Raw genomic sequence first — 18,223 nt, forward strand, 5'->3', positions numbered from 1 at the left:
TAGAGGGTGTCCCAAGATTCCTGGACACCCTCTGTGTGTGCTTACCGTGCGTACAAATCAGCGCCCGCCCTTCGCTAATCCCTTGTTTTACCGTACCCTGCCCCGTAGCTCTTGATGAAAAATCACGAACCTGCACACGGCCGCTGACTGTTCCCCCATGCGCAAATTTCTGTACCTGCTGTTTTCCTTGGCCTTGATTGCCGCCCTGATCACCTACGCACTGTGGACGACGGATCGTCCGGCGGGTCATTACCTGTCAGACCTGCGCATCAGCCTGGCGGTCGACCAGGGCACGCCCGCCGACCGCGGCAACCTGCTGGGCATCCAACCCGAACTGTTCCCCACCGACTACCAGAGCCCCGAGCGCCTGCATCGCAAACTGGCGGCCTATCTGCAGACGGCTCGCGACCAGGGCTTTCTCAATGCCAAGACCGTGGTGGTCCTGCCCGAGCACATCGGCACCTGGCTGATGGTCGGCGGCGAAAAAGACGAGTTGTACCAGGCCACCAGCCTGAAGGACGCCATGAACTGGCTGGCGGTCAGCAATCCGCTGGCGTTTATCCAGGCATTGGTCAGCGCTCAAGGCGATAGCCGACTGGACGATGCCTACCTGCGCATGAAAGCCGAGCGCATGGCCCATGACTATCAAGCACTGTTCGGTGGGCTGGCCAAGGAGTTCGGTATCACCCTGGTGGCCGGCTCCATCGTGCTTCCCGAGCCCAGTGTCAGCGACGGTGAACTGAAGATCGGTCGCGGTGCGCTGTACAACAGCAGCCTGGTGTTCGGCAGCGATGGCCGGCCGATCGGCCAGCCACAACGCCAACGACATCCAGTGTTTGAACAGCGCGACGTGCTTGGGGCCGACCGACCGACCGCTGTCCAAGTCATCGACACCCCCGCCGGGCGCCTGGGCGTGCTGATCGGCAGCGACAGTTGGTATCCGCTCCACTACCGGCAACTCAACGACCAGGGCGCGCAACTGATTGCCGTGCCCGCCTTCATCACCGGTCGCGATACGTGGGAAAAACCCTGGAGCGGTTATAAAGGCCTGTCCACGCCGAGCGAGGTGAGCCTCAAGCCCGGTGAAGTGAGCGAGGGCCAAGCCTGGCATCGCCTGACACTGACCGGCCAATTGCCCATCAGCCAGGCCCGGGCCGGCGTCAGCGTGTTCCTGCGGGGCCAGTTCTGGGACAGCGGCAGTGCCGGCCAGAGTTTCATCAGCCACGACGGCCAACACTTCTCCGATGGCAACGCCCGTGGCGCCCGCCTGCTGAACCTGTGGTTGTGAACATGAAACCGCGGCCGATGCGCCTGGGCGACCTGTCAGTGGGCTTCGTCCATAGCCTGGCTGACGCCGTCGCCAGCCATGGGCAAGACCCTCAACCTTTGCTCGAACAGTACGGTCTCGATGCCGCGCGCCTGGCCGAGCCCGGGGCAAGGCTGTCGATCCCACGCTACATGCGCCTGGGCCACGCCGCGATTCAACAGACCCAGGACCCGGCCTTGGGCCTGCGCATGGGCCAACTCGGCCGTCTGAGCCAGGCCGGACTCGCGGGCGTCACCGCGGCCCAGGCGCCAACCGTGCGCGAGGCCGCCCGCTGCATGATCCGCTTCGAGCCGCTGTATGGCTCCAACTATCGCGGCCAATCGAGTTTCCATGAAGATGCCCGAGGCGCTTGGCTACGGTTCTATTCCATCAGCCCGTATAACGCCTACAACCGCTTTGTCGTGGACTCGATCATTGCCGGCTGGCTTGCGCAACTGTCCAGCGTCAGCGGCATCGCGCTGCGGCCAGAACGCATCGAAATCGAATTCGAGGAGCCGGCATACCTGGAGGCCTACCGCACGCTCGGTGACTGCCCGATCCAATTTGGCGCCGAACAGAATCAACTACGCCTGGGCCTGGACAGCCTCGCCCAGCGCAACCCACAGCATTGCCCCAGCACCTGGCACCATCTGCTTCAGTTGTGTGAACGGGAACTGGAACAACTGACCCGCACCCGCAGCCTGCGCGAGCGCATCATCCAACTGCTGGGACCGTTGCTCAACGGCGGCCGGGAACCCGACCTGGAAGAAGTGGCGGCCCGCCTGAAGCTGCCGACCTGGACCCTGCGTCGCAAGCTGGCCGAGGAAGGCACGCAGTTTCGCGCCATCCTCAACGACACCCGCCGCGACCTGGCCATGACCTACATACGCGATACCGAACTGGCGTTCGGCGAAATCGCTTATCTATTGGGATTCGCCTCAGCCGAGGCATTTCAACGAGCCTTCAAGCGCTGGAACAACCAGACGCCCGGAGAGTTTCGTCGTAGTCACCGAGGGGTTTGAGCTTCAAGAACCTGGCTTGGCGCTTACCACTTGTAGCGTGTAGCGATCCTCACAACTCCGTCGCATCTTCGGCGGGTTCCAACGGGTCCAGTTCATACGCCTGGTATTCCAGCAGCTCTTCCTGATAATCATCCATTACGTGTCCTTCCCCTGTCATTGAAACCAATGCCTGATGGCGCTGGCATCAGCATAAAGCTGCTTTATGAACAAAACATGAAGCAAAGGCTTCATGAATTAAACGTAGCACAGGGTCGGGAAATTACCGTGTGAAGTGTGACAGGGCATTACTCCCTGCCACTGGACCTCAGGATGCCGGAAGCGGCTGGATCGGCTCGGTCGGGGCCGGCAACGAACTGGACGGTGGTGGTGTAACGGTTTCCGTCGTCGGCGCAGACTCGAACGACTCGGGCGCAATCGGTGCAGGCTCGCTCGGCGGTGCGACGGGCTCCGACACCGTAGGAGCTGTTTCGACAGGGGCCGGCGCGGGCGCGGGGGCGACAGGCTCCGGTGCAGGCGCTGGAGCAGGCATCAGGGCGGCCGGTTCGACCTTGGTTTCCGGAATGCCCAGTTCAGCTTTTGGTTTCTCGGCGTTGTCGGCCGCTTTCTTCGCCTCGGGAGGCAGGAACAGCTCCACCAGGGCAAAGAAGCGCTCATAGAACTTGGCCGCCGACACGGTTTCACTGGCGACCTTGACCATCGAATCATCCGAGGAGCCGATCGGCATCGACACCGAACCCAGCACGCCCACACCCAGGCTGGCGGAGTTGTTGGTTTTCTTCAGGGCATAACGGTCCTGCAAGGCGTTGGCGAACATGGTCGCACGGTGTCCGGCACCGCCGTCCTCGGCACAGACCAGGTTGAAACTGATTTCCATGTGAGTGTCGCCGGTCTGCTGGAAACTCTTGTGACCGCTGACCAGCTTCGGATCGCTGCTGGTGATGATGTAGCCCTGGCTGAGCAACGCCCGACGCCCGGCCTCGCAGGTCGCCGCGTCGTTAACCGGATACGTGCGCGAGAACGTGCCGGAGTCATCGAAGTTCTCGTGCTCGTAAATGGCGGCTTTCTTCGACGAGCAACCGGCTGCGGCGGCCAGCACCAGTGCAAGCCCGACGGTGCGCATGGGAAATGATTTGAACATTGAACATCCTGAGAAAAACGGTCCGGGGCGTATTGTGCAACAGAACGCGACCTGGCAGCGTGGCTAATCTTGTTTCAAGGGGGTTACAAGTTTACTGGGGGTTGTTTGCAGGAAAAAGACGCCAAGCGGATAGATCGACGAACACCCGCCCCGAGCAACAAGCAGACACAAAAAAATCCGGGATTTAGCTTAATCCTGTTCAGTTGCGCCGTTAATGAAGATTTTGATATCACGTTCAGAGCGGCGTAGTTCAGTGTGTATATCCATTTCTGCGGTAATGGATCTACTCACAAAACCCAAGCCAAAAAAAACGACGCTCCCCATTTCTGAAGAATCGCCGTTTTTTCTAACTGAACAGCATCACAACCAGGTTTGAAAAAGCATCAAGCAATTAGAAACGCTTGATCTCCGCCTGGCTCTCCAGCTGCTTGCGATACGCCGCAAAGTCCTGCTGACCAACACGGGACGCGAGGTAGCGGCGATATTCGGCCTTCTCTTCGTCAGTCGGTGCCGCCGCTTCGTTCACGCCATTCAAACGCACGACCATCAGGCTGCCATCAGGCAAGGTCACGCTGGTGAACGTCGGCTTGTCCTTGGACTCAGGCTTGGGCATGCGGAACAATGCTTGCAGCACCGCCGGGTCGATGCCTTCCTGGTTGCGGGTTGCCGCCTGGGTGGCTTTCCAGCCTTGGCCGTCGACCGGCTTGTCCAGTGCAACCTTGCCATCGCGCAGGCTGGCGATCAGCTCGTCGGCGCGGGTCTTGGCTGCCGCGCTGGCGTGTTCCTTGGTCAATTGAGCACGAATCGGCCCTGCCACGCTTTCCAGCGGCAGTTGCTCAGGCTTGCGGTGCTCCTTGGCACGCAGCACCACGACGGTTTCCGGGTCCAGCTCGATGGCGGTGCTGTTGGCACCCTCATTCAGCACTTCCGGACTGAACGCAGCAGTAACTACGGCACGATTGGCCGCAATCCCTTCGCCGCCTTCACGACCGAACGGGGCCGATGTGTGGACGGTCAGCTTCAGGTCCTGGGCGGGTTGCGCCAGGTCGGACGCTTCGAACGAGGCATCCTCCAGTTGCTTGGTCGCCTCAACGAAACGCTGCTCCACCTGTTGAGTCTTCAGCTCGCGGGTCAGCTTGTCCTTGAGGCTGGCAAACGTAGGCACTTCAGGCGCTTCGACACCCAGCAGCTTGATCAGGTGCAGACCGAAATCGGTGCGTACCGGTGCCGAGACCTGGTCCTTGTTCAAGGCGTACAAGGCCTTTTCGAATTCCGGATCGTAGACACCAGGACCGGCGTAGCCCAGATCGCCGCCGTTGTTAGCCGAACCCGGGTCCTGGGAAAACTCCTTCGCCAACGCTTCAAACGACTCGCCTTTGGCCAGGCGAGCCTGGATCTCTTCGATCTTCGCCTTGGCCTGGGCTTCGGTCACCTTGTCGTTCACTTCGATCAGGATGTGCGCAGCCCGACGCTGTTCGGACAGGTTGGCGATTTCTTTCTGATAGGCCGCCTGCAAGTCTTCGTCCTTGACGCTGACCTGATCGAAGAAAGAGGCCTTCTTCAGTTCGAGGTAATCGATGACCACCTGGTCAGGCGTCATGAATTCCTTGGCGTGCTGGTCGTAGTAAGCCTTGACCTCATCATCGGTCAGCTTGACGGAGGCAGGATCAGCCTTGATGTTCAAGGTGGCGAAATCACGCGTCTGTTTTTCCAGGCGTGCAAATGCCAGCACTTGGGCATCGGTGACGAAACCGCTGCCTGCCAGGCCGGCGCGCAGCTGACCGATCAGCATTTCCTGAGCCAGCATCTGGCGGAACTGCATACGGCTGTAACCCAGCTGGCGGATCACCTGATCGAAACGCTCGGGGCTGAATTTGCCATCGACCTGGAACTCAGGCGTCTGCAGGATCACTTGATCAAGCGCAGCTTCGGAGAAAGCGAATTTCGCATCGTGTGCGCCTTGCAACAACAACTTGCGGTCGATCAGGCCCTTGAGCGCCGAATCACGCAGCATTTTTTCGTCCAGCAGGGAGGCGTCGAAATCCTTGCCCAGCTGTTGCATGAGCTGACGGCGTTGCATATCGACCGCCTGGCTCAGCTCGTTCTGGCTGATGTTTTCGCCGTTGACCTTGGCCGCTTCGTTGCTGTTGGTAGTGGCTTTGAAAATGGCATCGAAACCGGTCAACGCCATCAATGCGACGATGACCCCGATGATGGTCTTGGCAATCCAGCCTTGTGAATTGTCCCTGATATTCTGCAGCATGCGTCCCCCAGAAACGGTTGAACTTCAAATTTAGGCAACCGTGGAGCGTGGGTAGAATCCGGATAGAAGAAAGGCGCATCCGAGGATGCGCCTTCTCGTAACTGGCGGAGCGGACCGGGCTCTAACCTTCAAGCCCTGGTGTGCCAGACCGGTTGCAACCGGCCGTGTTACCGCTCCGCTGCCAAGCCAGGCATGACCCCGACCCGGATAAACTCAACGAAACCTTAGTTAACGGCTTCTTTCAGTGCTTTACCAGCTTTGAAGCCTGGCTTTTTGGCAGCAGCGATTTCCAGCGTCTTACCGGTCTGCGGGTTGCGACCGATACGAGCAGGACGATCGGTCACGGAGAAGGTACCGAAACCAACCAGAACAACGGAGTCGCCAGCCTTCAGAGCGCCAGTGACGGATTCGATTACAGCGTCCAGCGCACGGCCAGCAGCAGCTTTCGGGATATCAGCGGATGCAGCGATAGCATCAATCAGTTCCGACTTGTTCACTCTAAGTCCCCTTATATCTATTTGAGATGATTCTAAGTTTTTTTGGTGAAAGCAAAACGAGTGCTGAATGGCCTGCAGACACTTAAGAGCCGCTTTATAACAAGGGCTCTAAAAAACTGTCAAGGAAGCCCCCCAGGCAAATGCGTATTAATGCGTGCTAATTCTTTCCTTAGAGTCAGACTCTCGCTTTTCTTCCTTCGCGACAATCTCCGGAGCCACATCCGGCAAGGGCTCCGGCGCGTATTGCAGCGCAATTTGCAGGACCTCGTCAATCCATTTAACGGGTTTGATCTGAAGATCTTGCTTGATGTTGTCAGGAATTTCCTTCAGGTCGCGGACATTCTCTTCGGGAATGATCACGATCTTGATCCCACCACGGTGTGCCGCCAGCAGTTTTTCCTTCAGGCCGCCAATCGCCAGGACCTGGCCGCGCAGCGTGATTTCACCCGTCATGGCGACGTCGGCACGCACCGGGATACCGGTCAATGCCGAGACCAGGGCCGTGCACATGCCTACACCAGCGCTTGGGCCGTCCTTGGGCGTAGCCCCTTCAGGCATGTGGATATGCGTGTCGCGCTTCTCATGGAAGTCCAGGGGAATGCCCAGGCTCCGGGCGCGGCTGCGAACCACCGTCAGCGCAGCGGTGATCGATTCGACCATCACGTCGCCCAGGGAACCGGTCTTGATCAGTTGCCCCTTGCCCGGCACCACGGCCGCTTCGATGGTCAGCAACTCACCACCGACCTGGGTCCAGGCCAGGCCAGTCACCTGGCCGATCTGATCCTGTTGCTCGGCGAGGCCGTAGCGGAACTTGCGTACGCCCAGGAAGTGCTCCAGCAGGTCCGCAGTGACTTTGACCGCGAAGCGTTTTTCCAGCGCATGTTCCTTGACCGCCTTGCGGCAGACCTTGGCAATCTGCCGTTCCAGGCCACGTACACCGGCTTCGCGGGTGTAGTAGCGGATGATGTCGCGAATCGCTTCCTCGTCGAATTCCAGCTCGCCTTTTTTCAGGCCGTTGGCCTGGATCTGCTTGGGCGAAAGGTATTTCACGGCGATGTTGATCTTCTCGTCCTCGGTGTAGCCCGGAAGACGAATCACCTCCATCCGGTCCAGCAACGCCGGCGGAATATTCATGGAGTTGGAGGTGCAGAGGAACATCACATCCGACAGGTCGTAGTCGACCTCCAGGTAGTGATCGTTGAAGTTGTGATTCTGCTCAGGATCGAGGACTTCGAGCAACGCAGAGGCGGGATCGCCGCGCATGTCGCTACCCATCTTGTCGATTTCGTCCAAAAGAAACAGCGGATTGCGCACGCCGACCTTTGTCATCTTTTGAATCAATCTTCCTGGCATCGAACCGATGTAGGTACGGCGATGCCCCCGAATTTCCGCCTCATCGCGCACGCCGCCAAGAGCCATGCGTACGAATTTGCGGTTGGTCGCGTGGGCAATCGACTCCGCAAGGGAGGTTTTACCGACCCCAGGAGGACCGACCAGGCACAGGACCGGGCCACGAATCTTCTTCACGCGCTTCTGCACGGCGAGGTATTCAAGGATACGCTCCTTGACCTCTTCCAGGCCGTAATGGTCGGCGTCGAGGATGTCTTCGGCACGCGCCAGGTCCAGACGCACCTTGCTCTGGGCTTTCCACGGCACCTGGACCAACCAGTCGATGTAGGAGCGCACTACGGTGGCCTCAGCAGACATCGGCGACATTTGCTTGAGCTTGTTCAGCTCAGCCTGGGCCTTGGCCAGTGCATCCTTGGGCAAGCCGGCGGCATCGATGCGCTTTTTCAGCTCTTCGATTTCGTTGTGGCCTTCGTCACCATCGCCCAGCTCTTTCTGAATGGCCTTCATCTGCTCATTCAGGTAGTACTCGCGCTGGCTGCGCTCCATCTGTTTCTTGACGCGACCGCGAATGCGCTTCTCGACCTGCAACAGATCGATTTCGCCGTCGAGCAGTGCCAGCACGTGTTCGACACGGGCCGACAAATCAATGATTTCGAGAATTTCCTGCTTCTGCTCGATCTTGAGGGCCATATGGGCCGCCATCGTATCGACCAGTCGCCCAGGCTCATCGATGCTGTTAAGCGACGACAGGACCTCTGCAGGCACCTTCTTGCCCAGTTGCACGTATTGTTCGAACTGCGACAGCAGGCTGCGGACAAACACCTCTGACTCACGCTCGGGCGCATCGACCTCTTCGATCAGCGACACCTCGGCCCGGCAATGGCCGTCCACTTCGCTGAAACGCTCGATAGCACCGCGCTGCTCGCCTTCGACCAGGACCTTGACGGTGCCGTCGGGCAGCTTGAGCAATTGCAGAACCGTTGCAATCGTACCTACGCGATACAGTGCGTCTTCGCCGGGATCATCATCGGCCGGGTTTCTCTGAGCCAGCAAAAGAATCTGCTTGTCACCCGCCATCGCAGCCTCAAGGGCTTCGATGGACTTCTCGCGCCCCACGAACAGCGGGATAACCATGTGCGGATACACCACGACATCGCGCAATGGCAGGAGAGGCAATTCGATGGTTGTCTTCATGATTTCGCCTCTACGGCGGCCCTCGGGCCGGAAACAGATGGAAGTAAGCTTGAAACCAAGATGGGGGCAGCCTTGAAAAAAAACAAGCGCTAAGACACGTCTAAAACGCGCAAAAAGCAAAGGGGCCCGAAGGCCCCTCCTTTGTTCCGGCAGCCGAACGCTTAAGCGTCCGGTGCGGCCTTGGCAGCCGGCTCACTGTTTTCATAGATATACAGTGGCTTGGACTTGCCTTCTATGACGCTTTCATCGATCACGACTTTACTCACCTCGGACTGCGAGGGGATCTCGTACATCGTGTCGAGCAATACGCCTTCGAGAATCGAGCGCAATCCACGGGCACCGGTCTTACGCTCCAGGGCACGTTTTGCGACCGATTTCAGCGCGTCGGAACGGAATTCCAGGTCTACACCTTCCATTTCGAACAACTTGGCATACTGCTTGGTCAGGGCGTTCTTCGGCTCGGTCAGGATCTGCATCAACGCCGCTTCATCCAACTCGTCCAGCGTCGCCAGGACCGGCAGACGACCGACGAATTCCGGGATCAGACCGAACTTGACCAAATCGTCAGGCTCGACTTCACGCAGGGATTCACCGACTTTCTTGCCTTCTTCCTTGCTGCGCACTTCGGCGTTGAAACCAATGCCACCACGGGTGGAACGGTTTTGAATAACCTTTTCCAGGCCGGAGAACGCACCACCGCAGATGAACAGGATGTTACGGGTGTCGACTTGCAGGAATTCCTGCTGCGGATGCTTGCGACCACCTTGGGGTGGAACGGAAGCGACCGTACCTTCGATCAACTTGAGCAAGGCCTGCTGCACGCCCTCACCGGAAACATCCCGGGTGATGGACGGGTTGTCGGACTTGCGGGAAATCTTGTCGATTTCATCGATGTAGACAATGCCCATCTGGGCCTTTTCCACATCGTAGTCGCACTTCTGCAACAACTTCTGAATGATGTTCTCGACATCCTCACCCACATAACCCGCCTCAGTGAGGGTGGTTGCGTCGGCGATGGTGAACGGAACGTTCAGCAAGCGGGCCAGGGTTTCGGCAAGCAGGGTCTTACCCGAGCCTGTCGGGCCGATCAGCAGGATGTTGCTCTTGCCGAGTTCGACGTCGTCATTCTTCTTGTCACGTTGGTTCAGGCGCTTGTAGTGGTTGTACACCGCTACGGCCAGTACCTTTTTCGCACGTTCCTGACCAATCACATACTGATCAAGGATGCCGCTGATTTCTTTAGGCGAAGGCAATTTATGCGCGCTGCTCTCGGCCTGGGCTTCCTGCACCTCCTCGCGGATGATGTCATTGCACAGGTCGACGCACTCGTCGCAAATGAAGACCGAGGGGCCGGCAATCAATTTGCGCACTTCATGCTGGCTTTTGCCACAGAAGGAGCAATAAAGCAGTTTGCCGTTGTCCTCGCCGTTGCGGGTGTCAGTCATTCGATCGATCCAAATCCGATAGGCTTGCAACACAAGATGAAGGCAATTGCGGGCTTTTTCAAGCCCGCAGGTGATCGGACCTGCCGATCAACCTCATTTTGAGCTGCTTATTTTAAGCGGGGCGCTGGTTGATCACTTCATCGATCAGACCATATTCACGTGCGGCTTCAGCGCTCATGAAATTGTCGCGGTTGGTATCGCGCTCGATTTCTTCTAGCGTGCGCCCGCTGTGCTTGGCCATCAAGGTATTGAGGCGCTCGCGAATGAAGAGGATTTCCTTGGCATGGATTTCAATATCCGATGCCTGGCCCTGGAAACCGCCCAGCGGCTGGTGAATCATCACGCGCGAGTTCGGCAGGCAGTAACGCTTGCCATGGGCACCAGCTGTCAGCAAAAACGCACCCATGCTGCAAGCCTGACCGATACAGGTCGTCGAAACGTTAGGCTTGATGAACTGCATGGTGTCGTAGATCGACATGCCCGCCGTCACCGAACCGCCAGGGGAGTTGATATAGAGATGGATATCCTTGTCCGGGTTTTCGGCTTCAAGGAACAACAGTTGCGCACAGATCAGGTTGGCCATGTAGTCCTCTACCGGGCCCACCAGAAAGATGACGCGTTCCTTGAGCAGACGCGAGTAGATGTCATAGGCACGTTCGCCGCGGGCGGACTGCTCGATAACCATCGGGACCAGGCCGCCTGCGGCCTGGATGTCAGAGCTCTGCTGATAAAAAGAATTGCGGGACATGTCTCGCAGTCACTCCCAAATAGTTATGTCTTGAATACGCATAAGCCAGCACGAAGGCTGGCTTATGGGTGTTTATTTCTTACCGCAGAACCATCAATCGGCTTGTGGAGCTTCCACCGGCTTGACCGCTTCTTCGTAAGAGACCGCTTTATCGGTCACGCTAGCTTTCTGCAGAACAGTATCCACAACTTGTTCTTCCAGCACAACCGAACGGACTTCGTTCAGTTGCTGGTCGTTCTTGTAGTACCAGGACACGACTTGCTCAGGCTCTTGATAGGCCGAGGCCATTTCCTGGATCAGCTCGCGAACGCGGGCTTCGTCAGGCTTGAGTTCGAACTGCTTGACCACTTCGGCGACGATCAGGCCCAGCACGACGCGGCGCTTGGCTTGCTCTTCGAACAGTTCGGCAGGCAGTTGGTCCGGCTTGATGTTGCCACCGAACTGCTGAACAGCCTGCACGCGCAGACGGTTCACTTCGTTGTCCAGCAGGGCCTTTGGCACTTCGATCGGGTTGGAGGCCAGCAGACCGTCCATGACCTGGTTCTTGACCTTGGACTTGATGGCCTGGCGCAGCTCACGCTCCATGTTCTTGCGAACTTCGGTGCGGAAACCTTCCAGACCGGTTTCCTTGATGCCGAACTGGGCGAAGAACTCTTCGTTCAGCTCAGGCAGTTTCGGCTCGGAAACAGTGTTGACGGTCACGGTGAACTCGGCGGCTTTGCCAGCCAGGTCCAGGTTCTGGTAGTCCTCAGGGAAGGTCACGTTCAGAACGCGCTCTTCACCGGCCTTGGCGCCAACCAGGCCGTCTTCGAAGCCAGGAATCATGCGGCCGGAACCCAGCACCAGCTGGGTAGCCTTGGCGGAACCGCCCGCGAACACTTCACCGTCGACCTTGCCGACGAAATCGATGTTCAGTTGATCTTCGTTCTGGGCAGCACGCTCAGTCACTTCGAAACGGGTGTTCTGCTTGCGCAGGATGTCCAGCATCTTGTCCAGGTCGGCATCCGACACGTCAGCGCTCAGGCGCTCGACGGCGATGGATTCGAAACCGGCAACCGTGAACTCAGGGAACACTTCGAACGTGGCGACGAATTCCAGGTCCTTGCCTTTTTCCAGCACTTTAGGCTCGACGGACGGAGCGCCGGCCGGGTTCAGCTTCTGCTCGACGACCGCTTCGTAGAACGAAGACTGGATCACGTCGCCCACGGCTTCCTGACGCGCATCAGCTTCGTAACGCTGACGGATCACGCTCATTGGCACTTTGCCTGGGCGGAAACCTGGGATTTTGGCCTTTTGGGCAGTCTGCTGCAGACGCTTGTTGACCTGAGTCTCGATGCGCTCAGCCGGCACGGTGATGCTCATGCGGCGCTCAAGAGCAGAAGTATTTTCAACAGAAACTTGCATGGATATTCCTCGTTGCACAGACGTTGGCCGGGCGTTTCCGACCCCAGAATCAAGGGCATGCATTCTAGTAGGTCAAACTCAAGAAGTCACCCTACTGAAAACGCGCTGGAAACAGGCGCCGGATTTAGGACAGGGCAAACGGTCATGCCCCACCCGGATTGCAAATACAGTCGATTCAGTCCAAGGCTCTGCGCCAACGCTTCTATATATAGAAGGGGCTTGTCCGGTCGCGCAGCGCCCCGCCCCACAAGGAGACCAACGGGCATACCGCGCATCATCACGAAACACATTCACGAAGAACCGACCGCTGCGCGCAGCTCCAAAAACCGTACCGACGCCAAACACAGAACCACTGAAAACAAAAACGGCGCAGCCCTTTTCAGGTACTGCGCCGTTTTCTGCTATTTAAATAGCGACTTGTATGGTGCGGACGGAGAGACTCGAACTCTCACACCTTGCGGCGCTGGAACCTAAATCCAGTGTGTCTACCAATTCCACCACATCCGCGTATCAAGCTTTTAAAGCAAAGGCGCCAGATTGTTAGATCTGGCGCCTTTCTAGAATATGGGGTGGACGATGGGGATCGAACCCACGACAACGGGAGTCACAATCCCGTGCTCTACCAACTGAGCTACGCCCACCATATTGCCTTGTTGCCTTACTTGTGCCAAAGCTGCCTAATTGGCGCACCCGGCAGGACTCGAACCTGCGACCATCCGCTTAGAAGGCGGATGCTCTATCCAGCTGAGCTACGGGCGCCTTTTTAATCTGTATTCTTGGACGATTACAAACTAAGTGCTTTCAGTTTTACCGAGTTGAAACAACCAACTCCGCTCCACCTTCTTAACCAGTGCTAGGCTGTGCCCGACAAGTGCGACGAATGTTATAGACGGCCTGATAGGTCGTCAACTCTTTTTTGAAAAAAATTCATTTAATTAAAGGGGTTAGGGGAATTTGCAGACCAAGCGCCTTTGCCCCCACGCCCCGGCATGCGAGAATGCGTTCTCTTTTTTTCCCCTCTCGATGGTTAACCACGCGCAATGACTGCACAACTTATCGACGGCAAATCGATCGCCGCCAGCCTGCGCCAGCAGATCGCCCAACGAGTCACCGAGCGCCGCCAGCAAGGCCTGCGTACGCCCGGCCTTGCGGTGATCCTGGTCGGCAGCGATCCTGCCTCTCAGGTTTATGTCTCGCACAAGCGTAAAGACTGTGAAGAGGTCGGCTTCCTTTCCCAGGCCTACGACCTGCCTTCCGAAACCACCCAGCAAGCGTTGGCCGATCTGATCGATCGCCTGAACGATGACCCGAACATCGACGGCGTTCTGCTCCAGCTGCCGCTGCCTGAACACCTCGACGCCTCCAAGCTGTTGGAGCGTATCCGCCCGGACAAAGACGTCGATGGCTTCCATCCTTATAACGTCGGTCGCCTGGCCCAGCGCATTCCGTTGCTTCGCCCCTGCACCCCTAAAGGCATCATGACGCTGCTGGAAAGCACTGGCGTGGACCTGTATGGCCTCGACGCCGTAGTGGTGGGTGCGTCCAACATCGTTGGTCGTCCAATGGCCATGGAGCTGCTGCTGGCCGGCTGCACCGTGACCGTGACCCATCGTTTCACCAAGGATCTGGCTGGCCATGTCGGCCGCGCGGACCTGGTGGTGGTGGCTGCCGGCAAACCCGGCCTGGTAAAGGGCGAGTGGATCAAGGAAGGCGCCATCGTCATCGACGTGGGCATCAATCGCCAGGAAGATGGCAAGCTGGTGGGCGACGTGGTCTATGAGACCGCCCTGCCCCGCGCCGGCTGGATCACGCCGGTACCTGGCGGCGTAGGCCCGATGACCCGCGCCTGCCTGCTGGAAAACACGTTGTACGCGGCTGAAACGCTGCACAGCTGATACGCGTCCACAAACCTGTGGGAGCGAGCTTGCTTGCGATAGCGATGGACCGGCCAACATCCAGTTGACTGACACGTCGCTATCGCGAGCAAGCTTGCTCCCACAGGTGTTTCTGGCGACCGGACTTTAGCCGCCAAATTACGAATTTTTCAGATTCGTTTCGCCAAAATCCCCCTCATGAAACTTTATTTATTCACAAGCCCTGGCGATACAGGCATATAGCGCTGCTGTCGCCCATACTCCTAAAATGCGACGTTTTTTTTAAAAGTCGTTGCTCAACGGCACCTTCAACTCTATCGAGTCTACTCGCGTGAAAATCCGTCTTTCCATCATCAGCCTATTCATCGCTTTCACAGGCAGCTTTATCACGCAAAATGTCGTTGCACAGGAAACCATCGCGGCCCCCCGGGACACGACCAAGCTGCAAGTCGCCTCGGGCAGCGCGATGTTGCTGGACCTGCAGACGGATAAAGTCGTTTATTCGAGCAACCCGGACGTGGTGGTACCCATCGCGTCGGTGACCAAGTTGATGACCGGCCTGATCGTGCTGGATGCCAAACAGAACCTCGATGAGTACATCTCCATCACCATTGCCAACACCCCAGAGATGAAGGGCGTGTTTTCCCGAGTCAAACTCAACAGCGAGCTGTCGCGCCGGGACGTGCTGCTGATCGCCCTGATGTCTTCGGAAAACCGCGCCGCCGCCAGCCTCGCCCACCACTATCCAGGTGGCTATGCCGCGTTCATTGCCGCCATGAACGCCAAGGCGAAGGCGCTGGGCATGACCAGCACCCATTACGTCGAACCGACGGGCCTGTCGATCCACAACGTCTCGACCGCCAGGGACCTGACCAAGCTGCTGATCGCCGCTCGCAAGTATCCATTGCTGAGCGAACTGAGCACCACCAAGGAAAAGACCGTTACCTTCCGCAAGCCTGTGTATAGCCTGGGCTTTCGCAACACTGACCACTTGATCCACAAGGCCAACTGGGATATCCAGTTGACCAAGACCGGTTTCACCAACGAGGCCGGCCACTGCCTGGTGCTGGTGACGAAGATGGGCAATCGCCCGATGGCACTGGTGATCCTCGATGCATTCGGCAAGTTCACGCACTTCGCCGATGCCAGCCGGATTCGTAGCTGGGTCGAGACCGGAAAAAGCACCGACGTGCCGTCAGTGGCCCTGCAATACAAGGCTGCCAAGAATCTCAAGAGCCGCCAGAGTGGTGTGGTGGAAGCCTCCCAATAATCCGCGGCACACAGAAAAGCCCCGACTCGTCGTAATGCTGTTCACTTAGAAAAAGCGGCGCTTCTTTCAGAAATGGGGAGCGCCGTTTTTTTGTTTTATTGCTTTGGTGTTTATATCCGTTACCTAAATAACGGATATACACACCAACCCACGCCTCTCGGAACAGATAATGCCTAGGCCTTCAGGTCACCCAGCGGATCATAGGGCTTGGGCTTACGCCCATCCTTCTTGTCCAGAGGCGCCTTGGCCGGCCCTACCGGATCAACCTGGGGGTCCTCAAGGTCCGGCGAATCCGGATCGAACCCCAGGTCATCACCACTGGAATGCTCTGACGAATGTGGCCCCGTAGGTGTTTTCGACTGTGCCATGCGTGCCTCCTCCAATCACGGGTCGGAAAATGCCCAACCCTGACGATAAGAGCCTCAGGCCTGCCAGGTTGTGCCCGGCAAGTGACGAACGGGGTGAACGATCAATGCGCCGCTTCCAAGGTCTTGGTGGCCCGCGCCGCCGCTTGCTCCTGCCCTGCCCCGCCCAATTCGGCCGCCGCTTTGAGCCACCGCTGCGAGTCGACATTGGCCGGAAGCTGCGTAGGTCGCTGGACCAGCACCGCCCAGCCGCCTGCGCTCTTGAAGGCCGATTCGAAGGCACTGAAGCTCATCAACTGCCGTCGGTTCATGCCTGAGCGCAGCAATACCGTCTGCTTCTGACGGTTGTAGCCAGCGAGAATCCCGTACCGAGGCTCGGCCCAGAACGCCGAACCGTCGACATAGCGCACCAGCACCGGATAGCCTGCCGCGACCTGTTCCAACAACGCCGGCAGCTTGGCGTCGAGGGGATACACCAGCAGCCCGTATTCGCGCGCCAGGGTTTGCATATTCTGCTGCAAACCGGCTTCGCCACCCGGCAGGTGCAACGGTTTCTCCAGCAGCCCCGGCGTGATCACCGTGCCTTGCAACGTCAGCAGGGCAGCCAGGGACTGCGGGGCGCCCTGGTACATTTCGCCGCGAAAGAACGGCACGCTGTTGAGCTCCACCCGTTCGGGCAGGCGCTGGATCTGCGGCGACACACTGCCCGCACACCCCACCAGGGCAACGAGGCAGGACAGCGTCAGTACCAGTGATCGAAAAGATGAAATGACCGGCGACATGATGACTCTCTTGTTCAGGCACCCGGCATCCGGGCCAGGCTTGGGTCGACGATCATAAGGCGCGCACAGCCCTGGGTATAGCCATAACGGCAGTTTTACGAGCGCGATAGAACGAACCGATCCGTGCCCGACCGCCACGGATCGATTACCTGCAACACTTGAGCGACTAGACTGTCCATGTATTAGGTGCGTGATCCCGGACTGGGGATAAAAGGAGGCACAGATGAGCCTGACCACGACAATTCTGATGCTGATATTCGGCTGGCTGAGCGTAGCCACGGCCATGCTGTGGGGCGTGCTTCGGATCACCCGGCGCCATCATCACGCGCCACCTGCGCAATCGGAAAAAACCACAAAATCCGCGCGACGCCACGCCACCGCACACTGAGCATTCGCTTTTCAAACCCTCAAAAAAAACCACCCGGGCCTCGACCCGGGTGGCTTCTGTTTGCGTGGCATCAGGCGTTGTCGGCCAACGCCCTTTCCCTGGCCCGACGGGACAACATGTTCAACACTTCGATCGCCGCCGAGAACGCCATGGCCGCGTAGATATAACCCTTGGGCACATGGGCACCGAAGCCTTCGGCGATCAGCGTCATGCCGATCATGATCAGGAAGCCCAGGGCCAGCATCACCACCGTCGGGTTGTCATTGATGAACTTGGCCAGCGGTTCGGCTGCCAGCAGCATCACCAGTACCGATACAACGACCGCGATGATCATGATCGGCAAATGCTCGGTCATGCCCACAGCCGTGATGATGCTGTCGATGGAGAACACCAGGTCCAACATCAGGATCTGACCAATCGCTGCAGCAAAGCCCAGGGTCACGCCGGACGTGGCCGACTTGGGATCATCCGGTGCCGGGTCCATGCTGTGGTGGATTTCAGTAGTCGCCTTCCACAGCAGGAACAGACCACCGGCAATCAGGATCATGTCTTTCCAGGAGAACGCCTGACCCAGGATTTCGATGACCGGTTCGGTCAACTGCACAATGAAGGCAATGGTGCTCAACAAGCCCAGGCGCAGGATCAGCGCCATGCCGATACCGATCCGCCGTGCCTTGGCACGGTGCTGGGCGGGCAGCTTGTTGGTCAGAATCGAAATGAAGATCAGGTTATCGATGCCGAGCACGATTTCCATGACCACCAGAGTTGCCAGGGCGATCCACGCGGTGGGGCTGGCGGCGAGCTGCAGAAGATAATCCATGGGTCAGTCCTGACTGATGTGACGTGTTAGATGGTTTTGGTCGGGGTTTGTGTTTCGTCAGCTTCGTCGGCCGGCTTCTTCTTCGGGCTGATCAACCCGCCGGTGGCTTCGCTGATCGCCTGTTCGGCGGCCTTGTGGGTGTCATCAATGGCCTGCTTGGCGGTTTGCGCAGCCTGTCCCATCAGTTGCTGGGCACTTTTTTCAGCCTGTTCACAGCCCGCCAATGTCATTGCAGACATCGTCAACAAGGCTGCAAGTCCCAGGGATTTGTATGTCATGAAATAAATGCCTCTTGAGAGAATAGAAGGTGCACGAAAATGGCCCGCCAATGGCCAGGCATTCTAGAGACGCGAACAC

General features: G+C 58.1%; 16 protein-coding genes and 3 tRNA genes. 5 read left to right on the forward strand and 14 right to left on the reverse strand.

Features of this window, described 5'->3' with window-relative positions; translation table 11 throughout:
* The first annotated feature begins 157 nt into the window (after positions 1-157).
* On the forward strand, positions 158-1,288 hold the full coding sequence (locus tag AB4O09_RS20785; RefSeq protein ID WP_003199939.1) for a carbon-nitrogen hydrolase family protein: 1,131 nt from the start codon (positions 158-160) through the stop codon (positions 1,286-1,288).
* A 2-nt stretch (positions 1,289-1,290) separates the two neighbouring features.
* Positions 1,291-2,328, forward strand: a complete 1,038-nt coding sequence (locus AB4O09_RS20790) for an AraC family transcriptional regulator (protein WP_003199937.1) — start codon at positions 1,291-1,293, stop codon at positions 2,326-2,328.
* Positions 2,329-2,632: 304 nt separating this feature from the next.
* On the opposite strand, the gene AB4O09_RS20795 is transcribed toward AB4O09_RS20790, so the two are convergent.
* The 10 genes from AB4O09_RS20795 to AB4O09_RS20840 all read right to left on the reverse strand — a co-directional run bounded on the left by AB4O09_RS20795 (position 2,633) and on the right by AB4O09_RS20840 (position 13,126).
* The gene (locus AB4O09_RS20795) at positions 2,633-3,466 is read right to left on the reverse strand and encodes a DUF2242 domain-containing protein (protein WP_003199930.1); all 834 of its coding nucleotides are present in this window, start codon (positions 3,464-3,466) and stop codon (positions 2,633-2,635) included.
* Between the two features lie 391 nt (positions 3,467-3,857).
* Positions 3,858-5,729: a SurA N-terminal domain-containing protein gene (locus AB4O09_RS20800; RefSeq protein ID WP_003199929.1), complete on the reverse strand. Its 1,872-nt coding sequence runs from the start codon at positions 5,727-5,729 to the stop codon at positions 3,858-3,860.
* Positions 5,730-5,953: 224 nt separating this feature from the next.
* The gene (locus tag AB4O09_RS20805) at positions 5,954-6,226 is read right to left on the reverse strand and encodes an HU family DNA-binding protein (RefSeq protein ID WP_002552737.1); all 273 of its coding nucleotides are present in this window, start codon (positions 6,224-6,226) and stop codon (positions 5,954-5,956) included.
* 147 nt (positions 6,227-6,373) lie between these two features.
* Positions 6,374-8,770, reverse strand: a complete 2,397-nt coding sequence (gene lon / locus AB4O09_RS20810) for an endopeptidase La (RefSeq protein WP_003199864.1) — start codon at positions 8,768-8,770, stop codon at positions 6,374-6,376.
* Between the two features lie 161 nt (positions 8,771-8,931).
* Entirely contained in the window at positions 8,932-10,215 is a 1,284-nt protein-coding gene (gene clpX, locus AB4O09_RS20815; protein WP_003183176.1) for an ATP-dependent Clp protease ATP-binding subunit ClpX, read from the reverse strand.
* Positions 10,216-10,327: 112 nt separating this feature from the next.
* Positions 10,328-10,963 carry an ATP-dependent Clp endopeptidase proteolytic subunit ClpP gene (gene clpP / locus AB4O09_RS20820; RefSeq protein ID WP_003199862.1) on the reverse strand — a complete coding sequence of 212 codons (636 nt, stop codon included), beginning with the start codon at positions 10,961-10,963 and terminating at the stop codon, positions 10,328-10,330.
* A 93-nt stretch (positions 10,964-11,056) separates the two neighbouring features.
* The gene (gene tig / locus AB4O09_RS20825; RefSeq protein ID WP_003199860.1) at positions 11,057-12,367 is read right to left on the reverse strand and encodes a trigger factor; all 1,311 of its coding nucleotides are present in this window, start codon (positions 12,365-12,367) and stop codon (positions 11,057-11,059) included.
* 422 nt (positions 12,368-12,789) lie between these two features.
* A tRNA-Leu gene (locus tag AB4O09_RS20830) sits at positions 12,790-12,874 on the reverse strand.
* A gap of 58 nt (positions 12,875-12,932) precedes the next feature.
* Positions 12,933-13,008 (reverse strand) — tRNA-His (locus AB4O09_RS20835).
* Positions 13,009-13,049: 41 nt separating this feature from the next.
* Positions 13,050-13,126, reverse strand: a tRNA-Arg gene (locus AB4O09_RS20840).
* A 281-nt stretch (positions 13,127-13,407) separates the two neighbouring features.
* Between AB4O09_RS20840 and folD the strand changes: the two genes are divergently transcribed.
* On the forward strand, positions 13,408-14,262 hold the full coding sequence (gene folD / locus AB4O09_RS20845; RefSeq protein ID WP_003199858.1) for a bifunctional methylenetetrahydrofolate dehydrogenase/methenyltetrahydrofolate cyclohydrolase FolD: 855 nt from the start codon (positions 13,408-13,410) through the stop codon (positions 14,260-14,262).
* 310 nt (positions 14,263-14,572) lie between these two features.
* Positions 14,573-15,511 (forward strand): D-alanyl-D-alanine endopeptidase, encoded by a 939-nt coding sequence (gene pbpG, locus AB4O09_RS20850; RefSeq protein ID WP_003199856.1) that lies wholly within the window; start codon positions 14,573-14,575, stop codon positions 15,509-15,511.
* A gap of 173 nt (positions 15,512-15,684) precedes the next feature.
* Here pbpG and AB4O09_RS20855 read toward each other — a convergent pair whose 3' ends face one another.
* Together AB4O09_RS20855 and AB4O09_RS20860 are read right to left on the reverse strand one after the other, a co-directional pair.
* Positions 15,685-15,879, reverse strand: coding sequence for a DUF6021 family protein (locus tag AB4O09_RS20855; RefSeq protein ID WP_027912605.1), 195 nt, complete (start codon positions 15,877-15,879; stop codon positions 15,685-15,687).
* A gap of 101 nt (positions 15,880-15,980) precedes the next feature.
* Positions 15,981-16,658 (reverse strand): hypothetical protein, encoded by a 678-nt coding sequence (locus AB4O09_RS20860; protein WP_003199853.1) that lies wholly within the window; start codon positions 16,656-16,658, stop codon positions 15,981-15,983.
* A gap of 223 nt (positions 16,659-16,881) precedes the next feature.
* On the opposite strand from AB4O09_RS20860, the gene AB4O09_RS20865 reads away from it, so the two are divergent.
* Entirely contained in the window at positions 16,882-17,046 is a 165-nt protein-coding gene (locus AB4O09_RS20865; RefSeq protein ID WP_003199851.1) for a hypothetical protein, read from the forward strand.
* Between the two features lie 70 nt (positions 17,047-17,116).
* On the opposite strand, the gene AB4O09_RS20870 is transcribed toward AB4O09_RS20865, so the two are convergent.
* Both AB4O09_RS20870 and AB4O09_RS20875 read right to left on the reverse strand, forming a co-directional pair.
* On the reverse strand, positions 17,117-17,866 hold the full coding sequence (locus AB4O09_RS20870) for a TerC family protein (RefSeq protein ID WP_003199850.1): 750 nt from the start codon (positions 17,864-17,866) through the stop codon (positions 17,117-17,119).
* A 26-nt stretch (positions 17,867-17,892) separates the two neighbouring features.
* Entirely contained in the window at positions 17,893-18,144 is a 252-nt protein-coding gene (locus AB4O09_RS20875; protein WP_003199848.1) for a hypothetical protein, read from the reverse strand.
* Positions 18,145-18,223: the final 79 nt, after the last annotated feature.

The sequence above is a fragment of the Pseudomonas sp. H1_F01 genome, assembly GCF_054681425.1.